This window comes from Clostridium intestinale DSM 6191, assembly GCF_900130055.1.
Taxonomy (GTDB): domain Bacteria; phylum Bacillota; class Clostridia; order Clostridiales; family Clostridiaceae; genus Clostridium_T; species Clostridium_T intestinale.
Genome location: NZ_FQXU01000017.1, coordinates 21,345 through 39,172, shown reverse-complemented (window position 1 = coordinate 39,172; position 17,828 = coordinate 21,345). Strand labels below are relative to the sequence as shown.

Genomic DNA, 17,828 nt, shown 5'->3' with positions numbered 1-17,828 from the left:
AAATATAGTGAAAAAATATATATGGAGGTATTTTAGTGGGATACTACGTTAGAGTTGAAAAAAATGTGAAAATATATGTAGAGGACCTTAATCCAGAAGGAAAAAGAACTATATTGTTTTTACATGGTTGGCCAGGAAGCACTAAGTTATTTGAGTATCAGTTTGATGAACTACCAAAGATGGGATATAGATGTATAGGAATAGATACTAGAGGATTTGGTAATTCAGATAGACCGTGGAGTGGGTATGATTATGATCGTTTAGCTGATGATGTTCGCTGTGTAATTGATGCTCTTGAATTAAAGGATATAACACTTTTAGGACATTCAACTGGGGGAGCTATTGCAGTTAGATATATGGCTAGACATGATGGATATGGAGTATCAAAGTTGGCTTTAGTTGCAGCAGCTGCACCAAGTCTTATACAAAGAGACAACTTTCCATATGGACAAAAAAAGGAAGTAGTAGATAATATTATCGACGGAACATATACTGATAGACCAAAGATGCTAAAGGGATTTGGAGACTTATTTTTCTTTCAATATATTAGTCAAGGAATGTCAGAATGGTTTTTTAACATAGGATTAGAAGCATCAGGATGGGGAACAGCAATGGTTGCAAAAACTTGGTTAGGAGAGGAAGAATTATTTTCTGACCTTAAGAAAATTAAAGTTCCAACTGTAATTCTTCATGGAATTCATGATAAGGTTTGTTTCTTTGAGTTAGGAGAAGCACAAAAGAAAGCTATTAAAAACTCTAAATTGATACCATTTGAATATAGTGGACATGCGGTCTTCTATGATGAGAAGGACAGATTTAATAAAGAACTTACTAAATTTATAGAAAAGTAAAATAGTTAAAGAGGTACCATAGTATTTGAAAAAATACTATGGTATTTTAGGTATAAAGGATAAAAAATAGCAACAAAATACAACAAAAACTTGACAAATAGCAATAAAATCATTAATATCTAAATATAGAGTAAGTTTGAAAGAAGGTATTAAGTTGGAAGAAAAGTTTTATACTATTGACCAAATAGCAGATTTATTAGGTATGCACCATAAAACTATAAGAAAGTTTATAAATGAGGGAAAACTCGGAGCTCGTAAAGTAGGAAAGCAATGGAGAATATCAGGACATGATTTAAGTACATTCATGGAGAAAAATGATTTTTCTGTTAGTAAAGAAGATAAAAAGGAAGAGAAGGAATTTGAATTCACTTCAAGTGGTGAAGTTTCTGAACATAATATAAATGTATCTACAGTAGTTGATATTAATAACATATCTCCAGATGAATATATGAGAATATCAAATACATTAGTTGCTATTACAAATAGTAGAGACTCTAAGATTGGAAAAGCTGCAATTAATGCGAAATATTATACTGAAGACAGAAAACTTAAAGTGGTTCTATGGGGTAGTATAGATTTTACTCAGGAAATGTTAAGTACAATAGCACTTCTTACTGAAAATACATAAAAGGATGGAGAGAATTTAAATGAAATACAATGTAGTTGAGAAATTAAATAAAAAATACTTAGAATTTGATGGAGCTTCTAACGAGCAAATTAAATCTGAACAAGACAGCTTAGATATTATATCTAGTTGCTGGGAAGCGGATGTATATAACGTATTACTACATGAGGAAATATTATCAGATGATTTTTTTAATTTAAGAACAAAATTAGCTGGAATGATACTTCAGAAATTTATAAATTATCGTATAAAAATGGTTATTGTTTTAAACAATGAGGATAGAGTAAATGATAGATTTAGAGAAATGATGTTAGAAAGTAATAAAGGTAAGGCATTAGGAGTATTTATGGATAAATCTGAAGCAGAAAATTGGCTTTTAGATATTAAATAGATATTTAAAAAACCCCGTATACTAGTTGACTAGTTCGCGGGGTTTAAATTTTATAAAAAAAGATTCAAAAAAATTACCAAAAAGTAGTAGTTGTGATACAATTAACTTATGTAATTGATTTTAATGTAAAAACAAGGTATATTTAATATTAAAATATTATTTAATATGGGGCGGTTAAGGTGACTTTAAAAACATTGGATGCTAATACAGTATCTCTTATAATTTTAGTGTTTATATTTTTAAATATAAGAAGCAGTTCAGAGAATATTTCAATGCAATATAAATTGTTTAAAGCTATGATTTTAGCCAATATAGGGATGATAATTATAGATGCTTTTGCTTGGAAATTTAATGGACTTAAAGGATCTATGAATTTAACTTTGAATACTGGGTTTAACTTTTTACTTTATGTGCTAGAACCCATTCCACCATCTTTAAGTGTTCTTTATACTAGTTATCATGTTTTTTCTAGTGATGTTAAGGTTAAAGAAAAACAAAAGGTTTTGATGGTATTTTTCCTATTAAATTTAATGATATGCATTATAAGCTTATTTACTGGAAGCTTTTTTTATGTTGACCCAAATAATATATATCATAGAGGTCCTTATTTTGCTTTACATGTAGCATATTGTTATGGGCTTCTTATATATTCCTTAATGTATTTAATTAAACATAAACAGTATATTGAAAAACGTAAGTATATTTCTATGATTGCCTATTTTATTCCAATGGCAATTGGAACAACTATCCAAGTACTTTTTTATGGATACTCCTTAAATTGGGTAGGAATGATGTTATCTTTATTAATTATATATTTTAACATACAAAATAGGGGAATAAATACTGATTACCTAACTGGAATATATAATAGAAGACAACTTGATGAGTATATAAGAGAAAGAATTAGGAATTCAACTGAAAACAAATCATTTTCAGCAATACTATTGGATTTGAATGAATTTAAATCTATAAATGATAGGTTTGGACATAAAATTGGAGATGAGGCATTAAAAGATTCAGTTGAGATTATAAGAAGAAGTTTAAATACAGATGATTTTATAGCAAGATTTGGAGGAGATGAGTTTGTGATTATAACTGACATATATAATGGACAAACTCTTGATAAGGTAGTAAATAGAATAAGAAAAAATGTTGAGAATTTTAATGTAAGTAATATAAAACCATACAACCTTAACTTTTCAATAGGGTACGATATCTATAGTTGTAATTCCAAAATGGAAGCAGATGAATTCTTTAAACATATAGACATGCTTATGTATGAAAATAAGAAAATTTCATATATAGAAAATCATGACTGAGAAAGAATCTCTTAATAAAGGGTAGGTGGGATATGAGGAATAAAAAAAAAGCTTAGTTTATTAACAGTTGTTTTTATAATTATTAGTGTGTTTGCTGGGTGTAGAAATAACGAAGCAGCAAAAATTAATAAGAATATGGATGAAATTATAGAGGAGATTAAAAAAGGTGAGTACGGAGGTTCATTTACAGATTTAATTTATTTTTCTAAAGAAAAAGCAATTCTTCGTGGTGCTGTTGGAATTATGGTTTATGATTTAGAAAAACAAGAAATCTCGAGGGCTTTAGACCTAAAAGATATAGATATGAATCATATCCAAGGGTTAGAGACCACTTTTTATGGAGTAGATAATACTGGTTCAAAAATTATAATGTTTAACACTGCTGATAGTGGGGGTGAAATAAAAAACAAGAATACATATTTATATAATATTGAAAAAGATAAGTTGGATATAGTTGATAATAGGGAATTTGAAGATAGATATGTAGGTATTAAAGAAGGGGACTATGATGTTTATAGAAAATATAGCGAAAAGTATAGTCCTATGGAGTTTGGAAGTTATTATGGCGAAATTGATGATAACACATTATGTTTTTTAGGCCATGACAGGAGTGATAAAAAATCTCCTCTTAAGTTACTTATAGTTAATAAAGTCAATAATAAAGAGAAACTTTATGATATATTTTAATAGACTATTGACTATGATATGTTTAAGTGTATAATTTATTTAAATGCAAAGAAAAGGAAAGTACTTTTAAAAATACTTTTACAGAGAGTTTCTATTTGGTGAGAAGAAGCGAAGGATATTAAAAGGAAAATGGCCTTGGAGTAGTGCACCGAGATTTCTTTAAGAATTTAAGGCTGCAACGGGTTCACCCGTTATAGTGATATAGTATAATCAAGCTTAATTGACGTACTTGAGGAGATTTATAAGGTGACTTATAAATGAAATAGGATGGTAACACGAAGTTTTTACTCTCGTTCCTAAGAATTAATTTCTTAGGAACGGGAGTTTTTTATTTTGTAATTTAAAGGAGGAGTTAAAGATGAAAAATATTTTTATTGGAGGAGCATGGCCATACGCTAATGGATCTTTGCATATAGGCCATATTGCGGCACTATTACCAGGAGATGTTTTAGCAAGGTACTATAGAGCGAAGGGAGATAAGGTTTTATATGTTTCAGGTAGCGATTGCCATGGAACACCTATAGCAATTAGAGCCAAAGAAGAAGGTGTAGAGGGACGTGATATAGCAGACAGATATCATGAGGAATTTAAAAATTGTTTTGATAAGCTGAAATTCTCTTATGACTATTATTCAAGAACTGATAATAAATTTCATAAAAATGAGGTTCAGAATATTATAAAGGTACTCTATAATAAGGGGTATATATATGAAAAAAACGTGGAGCAAATATATTGTGAAAAGTGTGATCAATTTTTGCCAGATAGATATGTGGAAGGAATATGCCCTAAATGTGGAAATAAGGCAAGAGGAGATCAGTGTGATAGTTGTGGAAGTTTATTAGAGCCTATTGAATTATTAAATAGAAAATGTAAGTTATGCTCTAATGAACCTATAATTAAAAATACAAAACAGCTATATTTTGCTTTGTCAAAGTTTCAAGATGATATTAAAACTAATCTAGAAAATACAAAAGAAAACTGGAGATTAAACGCAATAAATAACACATTGAGATATTTAAAGGAAGGATTAAAAGATAGAGCAATTTCAAGAGATTTATCATTGGGAATAGATATTCCTATAGAAGGATATGAAGATAAAATAGTTTATGTATGGATTGATGCAGTGCTGGGGTATTTTACGTCAAGTAAAAAATGGGGAGAAGAAGGCGGGGAAGACTGGGAAAAATATTGGAATGATGAAGCACTTGCCTACTATATCCATGGGAAAGACAATATTCCTTTTCATTCTATTATATTACCTGCATTAATAAAAGGTATAGGTTATGAGAAACTTCCAGATAGGATAATTTCTAGTGAATACATGACATTAGAAGGTAAAAAGATTTCTACAAGCAATAATTGGGCGGTATGGGTACCTGATATAATTGATAGATATAAGTCAGATACTTTAAGATATTTTTTTATTATAAATTCACCTGAAAAAAGAGATTCTGATTTTTCTTGGAGAGAATTTGTAAACAGTAATAATAGTGAGCTTTTAGGAGCTTATGGAAATCTAGTAAATAGAACCTTAGTATTTGTTAAAAAGTATTTAGAGAATAAAATACCTAATGGAAAATTAAATGACTCCATAGAAACTCAAATAAAAAATCTATACAAAAATATAGGTGATAGTATAGAAAAAGGAGAAATAAAAGTTGCCATAGGGAGAATTTTTGACTTTATAAGAAGTATTAATAAGTACTTTGATGAGGAAACCCCTTGGATAACTATAGATGAAGATAAAGAAAAGTGTGAAGAAAGTATATATAATTGTTTATTTTCAATAATAAATATAGCTAACTTACTTCATCCATTTTTACCAGAGTCTTCAGAGCTTATTAAGAGTTGGTTTTCAACAGAAGATATTCAACCATCTTGGAATATATTAAATATTGAAGATGGAAAAGAAATTGGTGAGTTTGAAATTTTATTTCCTAGAATAGATAAAAGAGTAATTGAAGAAGAGAAGCGCTGTTTATTATGACAGTTGAATAATTATTAATAATACTTGGATTTTGATAGGAAGTATTTTATTCTTTAATTATAGAGCAAGAAAACATATTAAAATAATAAAATAGGAATATAGAAATATATTATGTAATATGTATATAAAGAAAAAAGTAAAAGGAGCTGGTTTTAGTGAAAAGGGCAATAAGATATTTAGTTATGACGTTTATGATTTTTTGCTTATCCTTTTTAATATTAAAACCAACTAATGAGGAATCTAAAATAAAATCAAGAATAACTTATAAGTCTTACGAAACTCAAGATGAAGGAAAAGATAATAACATTTTAGAAGTTATAGATAATACAGACGGAAGAGTAAAAGACATGCCAGTACCAAGTCCAAACCAATCATTAGGGGCTCAGACCTTGCCTATACCAAATCCAAATGAAGAAATATTAATAAGTGAGCTGAAATTTACAGATAATTAAAAGTAATCTCTATAACCTAATTTGTTATAGAGATTATTTGTTACTAAGTTGTTTTTAATATGCCTTTTTTACGTTTTATTTCAATAAAGATGATTGTAATAATAGGTATAATTATTTGAAAAGGAATTACGTAAAATTTATATACTACAGTAGCAAAATTAAGCATTTCCATTGTACTATCAAAAATAAAATATGCAAAATAGCTCATTAATAAACTGGTTGGAATAACTATGGATTTATAGCTTTTAGTATTAAAAATTTTACTTATCCCTTTACAGGTAGCTATTAAGCATACGCTTATTTTAACAAATATTGAAGCAACTAAAACAATAGATACTGTTACTTCCATTCGCTCAAAAAAGTCCCCTATATGAATTCTTCCTACAGCAATATAAGAAGGGAAATATAGTGAGGATAATACATTATTACCTATGAGAACTATATTTCTTATCTGGACTATAGAAATTATAACACCACCTATTAATAAAGCTGAGAATAGTATTTTGTAAGGGGAATTTTTTTTCTTTAAAGAACTAAAAACTCCTAAAAAAACTATAGATTCTGCAAATGGAAAGGTGAAAGCTGAAAAAGCACCTTTAAGCACAGGAAGTAATCCATTACCTAAGATTGGTTTAATATAATTAAAATGTGATTGTGGGATGGATAAAACTTGAATGATTAACAATACAATTACACATATGATTAAAAGAACTTTAGAACTTCTGCCAAGGACTTCAATACCATATTTGGCACTTAATATACATAATACATTTATGAACAAGATAGAAACTATAGATGGAGTCTCTGGAAAGGCAAGAGTATTCATAAAGTCTCCAAAGTTACGTAAAACTAAAGTTCCCAAATGAAAGAAGTACCAAGTGTATATTATACAAAAAAAGTTTCCTATCCATTTACCAAACACTATAGTTAATATATCAAAAAAATCTTTTCCTGGGAAAAGAGATAAAATTCTAGCATAAATAAATATTACAGGAATAGAGAGTACAATAGCAATTAATATAGAAATCCAACTGTCATTTTTTGCCTCGCTAGCAGTTCCTAATATTGCAATACTCCCCAAGAAAAATAATGTTACTATACTAAACCCTTGGCTATCAGAAATTGTTTCTTTATTCATTATTAAATCCTTTCAACAATTAATTTAACTAGTTGTTCTAATGGTCTAGATGGACTAGGAATTTTTATTCTTAGGGTTATTAAAACCGATATAATTAAGGATAAGGTTAATATAACTGTGCTAAGATAAAAGTCTTTTTTAAGTCCTTGCTTATAAAGAGGAATTTGATCATTTAAAAATATCAGTATATAAGCTGAAAAAATTACTATTAACACTTAATCACCTACTTTTATTGGTTTAGATGTAACTGCACTATTTTTTATATTAACTTTTGAATTAACTGATATAGTCAACGTTTTAAATGTTTTATCCCAATCATCTTTTACATCATTCCAAGTAGCTGGATTATTTTCATATAGTTTTGCACCAAAACCTAAAATATCAGCACCATATTCAGATTGAATTCTTTTTATTGAAGAATAGATAGACTTTTGAAGCATATCAGATAATTCATTCTCCAATTCACTTTTACCCTCTTCAGTATAAAATTCATAATCGGATTGTATTTCATCCAAACTTACAATTGTATCGGTATATATATTAAACTGTAAATTTCCATTCTCAATACTTGGCTTTATTGTAGTTTTATTTTTGAATATCTCAAAAGTAATAGGGGATTCACTTTCTTTATCTAAAACCAGCAGTCCTCCCTTAACCTTATCTTTAGCAAACAATATGCTTTTTGTAGAATTCTCATCAATGCAACCTATAAGTTTATCTTTAGAAAAAATTGCAGAACCATCTACTTGAAGAATATTATCATCATTGTTTTTATTTATTTTTACTGTTGGAAGCCATGTGCTTAAGCCATCTTGTGCAAATGTATCAAGTATACCCCATAAGTCTACTACAGGAACATTGGATAAGGTTTTTTCGTTTTTTAGAAGTTTTGATAATTCAAAAGATGTATAATTTTCTGTTATTGGCTTTGATTTTAAAATTTCCTTAGCTGTATTTTCTTTTGAGACTAATATATAAGCATCTGTTCTAGTTTCAGCATCTCTACTATACCAATCAAGTATCCCAGAAATTCCATCTCGTGCGATATCCTCGCTAATAATTATGCTTTTTGAGTGACTCCAATATAATTTTTTTCCAATAAGAGCTATCATGTTTCTACTAATTTCAAACATGGTATTACCAGAAAGGGTTATATATTTGGAGTGCATATTTATGTCCTTTCCTTGTTGTATGTCAATTAGTTCAACTGTAACTTCATATTTTCCATCAGCACCACCTTTATCAATAGCAACGCCAGAAACTATGGACATATCGTTTATTTCTCTATAATTCCAGCAGCTGCTTAAGTTAGTAGAAATAAAAATAAAGAGCAACAAAATATAGATTTTTTTATTTATTTTCATCGCCATAACCTGTTTTCCTTTTATTTTTCATACTTAATTTTGAACCAATAATATATTGTTTTACGCCCATATACCACCAAGGAGCTCTAACAACTGAATCTCTTATGTTTTGAAATTTTATTGAACCAACCCTAGTCATATAAGGAACTCCAAAAGAATATATACTCATTAAGTATATAAGCGTAGATATAAGTCCGATTATATATCCATACATTCCAAATAATGATGATAATATTAAATAAAAAAATCTTAAAAATATAGCAGCCCCTTTTACTCTAATATTTAGAAGTCCACATATACCGGTTAATCCTACAACTATAACCATAGGAGCGCTAACTATTCTAGCTTCTACAGCTGCTTGACCAAGAACAAGACCACCAACTATGCTTACTGCCTGACCCATGTTATTAGGTATTCTTTCACCAGCTTCTCTAAGAATTTCAAAAACTATCAGCATAATAAAAGACTCAACAACAGTTGGAAAAGGCACTCCTAATCTTGCAGCAGAAATACTTATTAATAAAGGTGTAGGTATCATTTCTTGATTATAAGTTACAAAAGATAAATAGATTGCTGGAATACTTATGGATAGAATAAAACCTAAAATCCTTAATAATCTATTGAAAGACATAAATACAAAGTTGTTATAATAATCCTCATCAACTTGAAAATATTCAATAAATAAAAAAGGTAATGTTAAAACAAAAGGACTACCATCTACAAAAACAGCAATTCTTCCCTCAAGTAACTTTCCTGCAACTGAATCAGGTCTTTCAGTGCTGTTTATAGTTTCAAAGGGCGATAATGGTAGGTCATCTATAATTTCTTGAATATATTGAGAATCTAACACACTGTTAATTGATATAGAATCAAGTCGTTTTATAAGTTCATTTAAAATTTTATTTGAGGCTATTCCTTCTATGTGACATATGCAAACCCTAGTATTGGTTTCTTCACCAATTTCCCTAAATTGAAACTTTAAATTTGGATTCTTAATCTTTCTTCTTATTAATGATATATTAGTAAGAAGGCACTCAGTGAATCCCTCTCTTGGACCTCTTAAAACTTTTTCAGAAGTTGGCTCCGTTACTGATCTTGTTTGAAAATTTTTAGAACCTATGATTAAAGCATATTTAGAATTATTTAATAGAAATACAGTATCGCCTTCTAAAATGGAATCTACTATAGAATCAAGACTGTTACATTCTTCTAATTCATTTGAAGTAACAATTTGATTTTTAAATATTTTAAATATATCAGAACCACTGTAATTTGAGAAATCTGATTTTAAAAAAGGACTTATTACATTTTCACTTACAAATTTGTTGTCCACCATTCCATCTATATGAATGATACATCCCTCTATATATCCTATAGATTCATTTTGAAATATTCTTATTTTTAGCGTACTATCATTTTTAAATAGGTCTTTAATAACTTGTAAATTAGTATGAAGATTTTTAGATAAAGTGTTATTTTGCATTTATTTATCATATCCTTACATCGATTATTATTTGAATTATGGACAAATATAGGAAAAATATTCTTATGTCTTATATATTTAGTAAAATTAAGAAGTTAGTAATTATTATTAATTCAAATATATGGTATAGTTTTATAAAAGAGTAAGAAGGATGGCTGGAGTTGATTTGAAATGTTAGATTTTATATTTGAGTTTCTCCTTGAAATTGTATTTGAAGGGGTGGGGTACTTTATATCAAAACTATTTAAATATAGAATAGTGAAAATTGTAGTACTTTCCACAGTAATAGTTCTTTTAAGTGTAGCAATTATTTATCTAATAAATAAATTCGTTCTATAAAATGGAATAGGTTAATTGCAACCTAGAGTTGACAAGATGTAAAGTGAAATGTATAGAGATAAAAATTGTAATGGGGTAGTCTTTAGTTGAGGTGATAATATGAGTTTTGCAGAAAAATTACAAAGTTTAAGAAAAAGTAGTAGTTGAGAAATTTGAGAAGTGGTAGAGAAATAGTAGAGTATTTTGAGAAGTAGTGAAGAACTTTTAAGCTTCTTCACTACTTCTCTATTTTGACATTCCAATAATCATTCCTGATATAAAAGGTATTAACCAAATTATCCAAACAATTATACTGAATTTATGAAAATTAACTTTAGCTTTAACATCATTTTTTACTAATACAAATGTAGCCCAAAGAGCATGGAATAACATTAAAACAATTGCAATTAATCCTGTAATTCCATGAAAATTAAGTTGAAATCCATCTCCAGCTATCTTACTCATGAGAGTTGTACCAAGAGTATCAAAACATAGGCCTATCCAAAAAACAACTAAGTGCCATTTCTTTAACTCACCTTGGATTTTTTCGCTCCAAACTCCAATAGTATAAAAAATAAGAGCTGAAGTAATAGAAATTATAGCGTAAAGTAACATGATAATCCTCCTTACATAATAAATATTTATGCAATTATTAGAAGTGCACAAGTGAATTGTATACTGTTAAATTTACAAAAGCAATATAGAAAATAGAAAGTTAATATAATATAAACAAATCTATAACCTAACTGTAAATATATAGTATAATTTAGTTGATGGTTAGATTGACTAATACTTGCAAACATTAAATTTAAAGAGTTACTTATAACTAAAGGGAGAGGATACCTATGGAACCAAGATGGCTTGATTGGGCTAAAAGACTTCAGTCTATAGCTCAAGCTGGATTAGAATATTCGAAGGATAAGTATGATGTAGAGAGATTTTATCAAATAAGGGATATATCAGTTGAGATCTTAGAGGAATACACAGAAACAAGCAGTGAGAAGATTAAGGAATTGTTTTGTAATGAAACTGGATATCAAACGCCTAAAGTTGATATAAGAGCAGCTATTTTTGTAGGGAATGAGATTTTGTTAGTTAAGGAGAGTATTGATGGACGTTGGTCTATGCCTGGAGGATGGGCTGAATCAAATTTATCAGTTAAAGAAAATGCTGTTAAAGAAGTGAAAGAAGAGGCAGGTTTAAACGTAATTGCAGAAAGATTAATTGCGGTGTTAGATAGAAGAAAACATATAGATGAGGTTAGTCCTTATGGAATCTATAAGATATTTGTACTTTGTAAGTTAGTAGGGGGAGAATTTGTCCCTAACATAGAAACAGAGGAAAGTGGGATTTTCTCAATAGATGACTTACCAGAGTTGTCCACTGGAAGAAATACAAAAGAGCAGATTGAGATGTGTTATAAGGCATATATTGATCCTAACTCTTTTACAATATTTGATTAGTAATTAGAGGTGTTAACATGAATATTAAATTAAGGTTACTTGAAGAATCTCATACAGATAAACTTTATAAATTTGAAGTTGAGAACAGAGACTTTTTTGAAAGGATTCTTCCATCAAGAGGAAATGAGTATTATGATATAAACAATTTTAGAAAGATACAAAAGGAGCTAGTTGAGGAGCAAAAAGATGAATCAGTGTACATGTATTTGATATTTGATGAGTTTGAGAAACTTATTGGCAGAATAAATCTTGTATCTGTAGTAAGAGGAGATATCAATAAAGCTGAACTCGGGTATAGAATAGCTGAAAAATATCAAGGTAAAGGATATGGTAAAAAAGCTGTAGAACTTATTTTGGAATATGCGTATAAAATACACAATCTGAATATGATAGAAGCTGGAACAGCTGTAGACAATGTAGGTTCTCAAATAGTATTAATAAAAAATGGGTTTGAGTTTTTAGATAGAGTGAAAAATGTAGTAGAGATAAATGGACAGTTGAAAGATGGTATAAATTTTGTAAAGAAACTTAGATAGGTGCGTAAGATATGATTAACTATAGATTAGCAGAGAAAAGCGATATAGATAGTTTAGTAAGGCTTAGAGCTGAGTTTATAGGTCTTGACAAATCACATGAAGCTTTTGAAGAGGTATATGAAAATATTAAAGGGTACTTTGAAAGTAAGATATTAACTAAAGAATGTTTTACTATTTTAGCAGAAGATGAAAATAGTATTATTGGAACAGGAATAGCGTTCTTTTATGAATCTGTACCATCTCTTTCAAATATATCAGGGGAAAATGCATATATAACAAGTATGTATGTAAAAGAAGAATATAGGAGAATGAAGATAGGTAGCACAATACTTGAGAAGTTAATTGAGATATCAAAAGATAATCATGCACAATTTATAATGTTAAATGCAACTGAAATTGGAAGGAAATTATACAATCAGTATGGATTCAAAGATATAGAAAATGGAATGATATTGAAAGTATAGTTTAACTAGGAGAAGTGATGGAAGATTTAAGAGCTATAGAAGATATTCCTATGTACAAGGATTGGATAAAAATTGAACCTGTATTAAAAGGTTTTTCAGAAGATAAAAAGTTTTTTATAGAAAACAAAAATGAAGATAAGTTTTTACTTAAGCTGTTCGAGTATTCAAGTTATGAGAATAAGCTTAAAGAGTTTAATTTCATGAAGTTGGTTGAAGCTACTGGAATAAATATGCAAAGGCCAATAGAGTTTGGAGTTTGTAATGAAAGTAAAAATTCATATATGCTTCTTAGCTGGGTTTCAGGAAGTGATTGTGTAGATGTAATTAATGACTTCAGTGAGAAATTTCAGTATGAACTTGGAGTAAAAGCAGGGGAAATCTTAAGAAAGATTCATTCTATTCCTTTTAATAAAGATGTAGAAGATTGGGATTTAAGGTATGGGCTTAAAATAAGAAAAAAGATAGAAGGGTATAAGAATTGCTCAATAAAGATACCTGAGGATTTTAAATACATAAAGATTCTAGAAGAAAGTATAGGATATTTAGAAAATAGACCACAAACCTTTCATCATGGAGACTTTCATTTAGGTAATCTAGTGATATCAGAAGCAGGAGAACTTGGAGTTATTGATTTTAACAGAAGTGACTACGGTGATCCCTGGGAGGAATTTAATAGGAGCATATTTACTTGGCAAGTTAGTATTCCTTTTATGATAGGCCAGATACATGGCTATTTTAATAATGAGGTTCCAGATGAATTTTTTAGATTACTTCTTGTTTATATGGTTACAAATGCAATAGGATCAATATATTGGGCTATTCCTTTGGGAGAAGATGAAGTTAATTACATGATAAAAAATGCAGAAGAACTTTATGATGTTTATGATGGATTTAAAAGCTTTAAGCCTAATTGGTATCAAGAAAAAGTAGAATATTAATATATGTAGAAGCTGTTGTTAAGCAAACAATGGCTTTTTTATTTGACAAATTGTTATAAAATGGTATATATGATATACTTTTTATATTAATATATGGGAGATATGTGAATGAATAGTGATTATTATGAAAAGAAAACCTATAAGTCGTTTATTATAATTTTTATAATAATGATTGGCTCTATTTTATTACCAATTTTCACAAATAATTATTTTAAATTAAGCTCATCGGTATCTATAAAGCTAATGTTTCTCATCATGAATTTTAGCTTAATTATTATTAGTTATATAATATACAAAAAGGAAAGAGTGTATTGGATAACGAGTTATGATTATGAGACTGCTTGTAATATGACTTCAGAAGAACGAAAAAGTATTGGGAAAAAGTTATTTAGAAGTTTTAGAATATGTTTCGGAATAAGCACTATATATTTTTTTATAAGCTTGATTATAGGAACTTCAGTTTTAGTTGACGCTATAGTGTTTATTGTATCAGTAGTGGCTGCATGTATTAAAGCATAACATATAAGGGAGAGCGTAATATGATGGAAGTAAATTTTCATGAACTTAATTCTATAAAAGATGAAAAGATTATGTTTGCTGTAATTATGGCAAGGTATAAAGATAAATGGATATTTGTAAAACATAAAGATAGAGAAACATGGGAAATCCCTGGCGGGAATAGAGAAGAAAATGAAGATATTATGTTTACAGCAAGAAGAGAACTATTTGAAGAAACTGGTGCTGAAACATACTCTATAGTTCCAGTATGTATATACTCTGTAAAAAAAGATGATGGTGAATCTTTTGGACAACTATTTTATGCAGAAGTTGAAACAATAGGTAAGTTACCTGACTATGAGATTTCACAAGTTGAATTTTTTGAAGCAATGCCTAATGAATTAACTTATCCATTGATTCAGCCTAAGATATTTAATTATATTAAGAATTTAAAACTTAACATGGAGGGAGTAAATTGAAATCTTTAGAAACCGATAGATTGATATTGAGACAGTGGAAAGAAAGTGATAGTAAAGATTTATATGAGTATGCTAAAAGTCCATTAGTTGGACCTAATGCTGGATGGGCACCACATAAAAGTGAAGAAGAAAGTAAAGAGATAATTAAAATCTTTATTGAAAGTGGAGAAAACTATGCTATTGTTTTAAAAGAAGAAAATAAGGTTATAGGTGGAATTGGACTTCATGATAGAAAGCCAGATGAAAGTTTGATGTACTTAAATCAAAGAGAAGTAGGATATGTTCTTAATCCTAAGTACTGGGGAAAAGGAATTGTTCCAGAAGCTGTTAAGTGTCTTATTGAGTATGGATTTAATGAACTAGAGTTAGATTTAATATGGTGTGGACACTTTGACTATAATACTAACTCAAGACGAGTTAACGAAAAGTGTGGATTTAAATATAGATTTAAGGTTGATGAAACTATGGAGGCACTTAATAAAGAAGTTACTATTTGGTATTATTGCATATTTAAATTAGATTACGAGTTAGGGAAAAGGTGATTGTAATATGGATAAAAACTTAGTAGGAAGATGTGGTACATACTGTGGAGTATGTGATTGGAAAGAGAAAACTAATTGTCCAGGTTGTCAAAGATGTAATGGAAAACCATTTTGGGGTAATTGTTTAGTTGCAGAATGTTCAATCGATAAGAATTACAATCATTGTGGAGAATGTTCTAATTTGCCATGCGATAAACTAGTTGGAGCTTATAATAGTAAAGATCACGGTGATAATGGAGAGAGATTAATAAATCTAAAAAATTGGACAAAAGGGAATACTACTTATTTAAAAGTAAGGACATTAAATACAGAAGAAAGTTAGGAAGAAGAATACATGAAGAAAACAATAGGAATATTAGCCCATGTCGATGCTGGAAAGACTACTTTTTCTGAGCAGATACTTTTTCACGCAAAGAGCATAAAAAATAGAGGAAGAGTTGATCATAAAAGCTCCTTTTTAGATAGCCACAATATAGAAAAAGATAGAGGAATAACAATTTTTTCAGATCAAGCTGTTTTTAATTACAATGAATCTACCTATTATCTTATAGATACTCCAGGTCATATCGATATTTCCCAGGAAATGGAGAGAGCAATAAAGGTAATGGATTATGCCATATTAATTATCAGTGGGGTTGATGGAATACAAGCTCATACTGAAACTGTTTGGGAGCTGCTTAGAAAAAATAAAGTGCCAGTTTTCTTTTTTATAAATAAAATGGATAGAGAAACTGCAGATGTTGACAGAGTATTAAATGAAATCAAAACTAATCTAACAGAAGATGTTCTTTTAATATCAAAAGAGTTTGAAGATAACAGTATAAGTGAAGAGTTAGCAGAGTTTGTAGCAGAAAGAGATGAGAAGCTATTAGAAAAGTATCTAGATGGCGAGTATGATGAGAAGTTGTGGTTAAGTTCTTTAAAGAAACTTATAAAAGAGAACAAAGTTTACCCATGTTTAACTGGGTCTGCACTACAAGCTGTAGGAGTTGAAGAGTTCTTAGCTAAGTTTGACTTACTAACTTATACAGAGTTTGACAAAGATGAAGAGTTAAGTGCACTAGTTTACAAGATTAAGTATGATGAACAAGGTAGTAGAGTAACTTTCTTAAAAGTTTTAAGTGGAACTTTAAAGGTAAGAGACGAGTTTAAAACTAAAGATGGAGAAACTTATGAAAAAGTAAGTCAGATAAGAGTTTATAATGGAAGTAAGTTTAAAACTGTTGATGAAGTTCATGCTGGAGATATCTTTGGGGTAACTGGTCTTAGTAGTTTTAAAACAGGTGAGGGAATTGGGAATTTAGTAGATAATGCTTATTATGAGATGGTACCTACATTAAAGTCTAAAGTTATATTTGATAAAAAACTAAACATTAAGGAAGTTTTAAATAAGTTTAAAATCTTAGAAGCAGAAGATCCATCACTTAATGTAGTTTGGGATGAAAAACTACAAGAAATTCAACTTCATATAATGGGTGTAATTCAACTAGAAATATTGAAACAAGTTTTGGGAGAGAGATTTGATTTAAAGGTTGAGTTTGGACCAGGTGAAATTCTTTATAAAGAAACAATAGTAGAAGAAACTATAGGATATGGGCACTTTGAACCATTAAAACATTATGCAGAAGTCCACTTAAAATTAGAACCTTTAAAAAGAAATGAGGGAATAAGGTTTGAGAATAAATGTCATGCAGATGATATGACAGTAGGAAATCAAAACTTAGTAAAGGTACATATATTTGAAAAAGAGCATAGGGGGATACTGACAGGTTCACCTATAACTGATATAAAAGTAACATTACTTACTGGAAGGGCACACAATAAACATACAGAAGGTGGAGATTTTAGAGAAGCTACCTTAAGAGCTTTAAGACAAGGATTAGAAAGTACAAAAAATATTATACTTGAGCCTTATTATAGATTTAAGATAGAAGCACATTTAGATTATATGGGAAAGATATTATCAGATATACAAAGATTAAATGGTACTTTTGAAGCTCCTGATATAAACCTTGATAAAGTGATAGTACTAGGAAGAGGACCAGTAGCAACTTTTATGAACTATAACATTGAATTTGTTGCAATTACAAAAGGGAAAGGTAAACTTAACTTAATATTTGATGGATATGATGTATGTCATAATGAAGAAGAGGTAATTGAAAAAATAGGGTATAACAAAAATGCTGATATCGAGTATACATCAACCTCAGTATTTTGTTCAAAAGGTCAAAGCTTTTTAGTTGAAGGTAAAGATGCTAAAGAGTATATGCACATATTAAAATAGGGTAAAAGG

General features: G+C 29.0%; 21 protein-coding genes and 1 other annotated feature. Of the genes, 16 read left to right on the top strand and 5 right to left on the bottom strand.

The annotated features are described in order from the left end of the window. Positions 1-35 precede the first annotated feature (35 nt). The 7 genes from BUA92_RS20060 (at position 36) to BUA92_RS20030 (ending at position 6,312) form a co-directional block, all read left to right on the top strand. Positions 36-851 (top strand): alpha/beta fold hydrolase, encoded by an 816-nt coding sequence (locus tag BUA92_RS20060; RefSeq protein WP_073022445.1) that lies wholly within the window; start codon positions 36-38, stop codon positions 849-851. Positions 852-1,005: 154 nt separating this feature from the next. After that, positions 1,006-1,479, top strand: a complete 474-nt coding sequence (locus tag BUA92_RS20055; RefSeq protein WP_073022444.1) for a helix-turn-helix domain-containing protein — start codon at positions 1,006-1,008, stop codon at positions 1,477-1,479. A gap of 19 nt (positions 1,480-1,498) precedes the next feature. Then, positions 1,499-1,867 carry a DUF4180 domain-containing protein gene (locus BUA92_RS20050; protein ID WP_073022443.1) on the top strand — a complete coding sequence of 123 codons (369 nt, stop codon included), beginning with the start codon at positions 1,499-1,501 and terminating at the stop codon, positions 1,865-1,867. A 194-nt stretch (positions 1,868-2,061) separates the two neighbouring features. After that, positions 2,062-3,186, top strand: coding sequence for a GGDEF domain-containing protein (locus tag BUA92_RS20045; protein WP_139259391.1), 1,125 nt, complete (start codon positions 2,062-2,064; stop codon positions 3,184-3,186). A gap of 135 nt (positions 3,187-3,321) precedes the next feature. After that, entirely contained in the window at positions 3,322-3,873 is a 552-nt protein-coding gene (locus tag BUA92_RS20040) for a hypothetical protein (protein WP_073022441.1), read from the top strand. A gap of 39 nt (positions 3,874-3,912) precedes the next feature. Then, positions 3,913-4,174 (top strand) — a binding site (T-box leader). A 57-nt stretch (positions 4,175-4,231) separates the two neighbouring features. After that, a complete protein-coding gene (gene metG, locus BUA92_RS20035; protein ID WP_073022440.1) occupies positions 4,232-5,860 on the top strand; it encodes a methionine--tRNA ligase in 1,629 nt (542 codons plus the stop codon). A gap of 155 nt (positions 5,861-6,015) precedes the next feature. Further along, positions 6,016-6,312: a hypothetical protein gene (locus BUA92_RS20030; protein WP_073022439.1), complete on the top strand. Its 297-nt coding sequence runs from the start codon at positions 6,016-6,018 to the stop codon at positions 6,310-6,312. Positions 6,313-6,355: 43 nt separating this feature from the next. Here BUA92_RS20030 and BUA92_RS20025 read toward each other — a convergent pair whose 3' ends face one another. The 5 genes from BUA92_RS20025 to BUA92_RS20005 form a co-directional block, all read right to left on the bottom strand. Continuing rightward, the gene (locus tag BUA92_RS20025; RefSeq protein WP_073022438.1) at positions 6,356-7,450 is read right to left on the bottom strand and encodes a GerAB/ArcD/ProY family transporter; all 1,095 of its coding nucleotides are present in this window, start codon (positions 7,448-7,450) and stop codon (positions 6,356-6,358) included. A gap of 2 nt (positions 7,451-7,452) precedes the next feature. After that, positions 7,453-7,665, bottom strand: coding sequence for a hypothetical protein (locus tag BUA92_RS20020; RefSeq protein WP_073022437.1), 213 nt, complete (start codon positions 7,663-7,665; stop codon positions 7,453-7,455). Continuing rightward, a complete protein-coding gene (locus BUA92_RS20015) occupies positions 7,666-8,820 on the bottom strand; it encodes a Ger(x)C family spore germination protein (protein WP_083553610.1) in 1,155 nt (384 codons plus the stop codon). Continuing rightward, positions 8,801-10,297, bottom strand: a complete 1,497-nt coding sequence (locus BUA92_RS20010) for a spore germination protein (RefSeq protein ID WP_073022436.1) — start codon at positions 10,295-10,297, stop codon at positions 8,801-8,803. Before BUA92_RS20010 ends, BUA92_RS20015 begins: the two co-directional genes overlap by 20 nt. Positions 10,298-10,861: 564 nt before the next feature. Further along, positions 10,862-11,230 (bottom strand): HsmA family protein, encoded by a 369-nt coding sequence (locus BUA92_RS20005; RefSeq protein ID WP_073022435.1) that lies wholly within the window; start codon positions 11,228-11,230, stop codon positions 10,862-10,864. Between the two features lie 230 nt (positions 11,231-11,460). Here BUA92_RS20005 and BUA92_RS20000 point away from each other — a divergent pair, with 230 nt between their 5' ends. The 9 genes from BUA92_RS20000 (at position 11,461) to BUA92_RS19960 (ending at position 17,819) form a co-directional block, all read left to right on the top strand. Then, complete coding sequence (locus BUA92_RS20000) at positions 11,461-12,078, top strand: NUDIX hydrolase N-terminal domain-containing protein (RefSeq protein WP_073022434.1); 618 nt, start codon at positions 11,461-11,463, stop codon at positions 12,076-12,078. 17 nt (positions 12,079-12,095) lie between these two features. Then, the gene (locus BUA92_RS19995; protein ID WP_073022433.1) at positions 12,096-12,614 is read left to right on the top strand and encodes a GNAT family N-acetyltransferase; all 519 of its coding nucleotides are present in this window, start codon (positions 12,096-12,098) and stop codon (positions 12,612-12,614) included. Between the two features lie 11 nt (positions 12,615-12,625). After that, positions 12,626-13,078 (top strand): GNAT family N-acetyltransferase, encoded by a 453-nt coding sequence (locus BUA92_RS19990; RefSeq protein WP_073022432.1) that lies wholly within the window; start codon positions 12,626-12,628, stop codon positions 13,076-13,078. Positions 13,079-13,095: 17 nt separating this feature from the next. Further along, the gene (locus BUA92_RS19985; protein WP_073022431.1) at positions 13,096-14,016 is read left to right on the top strand and encodes an aminoglycoside phosphotransferase family protein; all 921 of its coding nucleotides are present in this window, start codon (positions 13,096-13,098) and stop codon (positions 14,014-14,016) included. A 108-nt stretch (positions 14,017-14,124) separates the two neighbouring features. Next, on the top strand, positions 14,125-14,535 hold the full coding sequence (locus tag BUA92_RS19980) for a hypothetical protein (RefSeq protein WP_073022430.1): 411 nt from the start codon (positions 14,125-14,127) through the stop codon (positions 14,533-14,535). A gap of 20 nt (positions 14,536-14,555) precedes the next feature. Then, complete coding sequence (locus BUA92_RS19975) at positions 14,556-14,993, top strand: NUDIX hydrolase (protein WP_139259390.1); 438 nt, start codon at positions 14,556-14,558, stop codon at positions 14,991-14,993. After that, a complete protein-coding gene (locus BUA92_RS19970) occupies positions 14,990-15,535 on the top strand; it encodes a GNAT family N-acetyltransferase (RefSeq protein WP_073022429.1) in 546 nt (181 codons plus the stop codon). The genes BUA92_RS19975 and BUA92_RS19970 overlap by 4 nt, the downstream gene beginning before the upstream one ends. A gap of 7 nt (positions 15,536-15,542) precedes the next feature. Further along, positions 15,543-15,857, top strand: coding sequence for a DUF3795 domain-containing protein (locus BUA92_RS19965; RefSeq protein WP_073022428.1), 315 nt, complete (start codon positions 15,543-15,545; stop codon positions 15,855-15,857). Positions 15,858-15,869: 12 nt separating this feature from the next. Continuing rightward, a complete protein-coding gene (locus BUA92_RS19960) occupies positions 15,870-17,819 on the top strand; it encodes a GTP-binding protein (protein ID WP_073022427.1) in 1,950 nt (649 codons plus the stop codon). Positions 17,820-17,828: the final 9 nt, after the last annotated feature.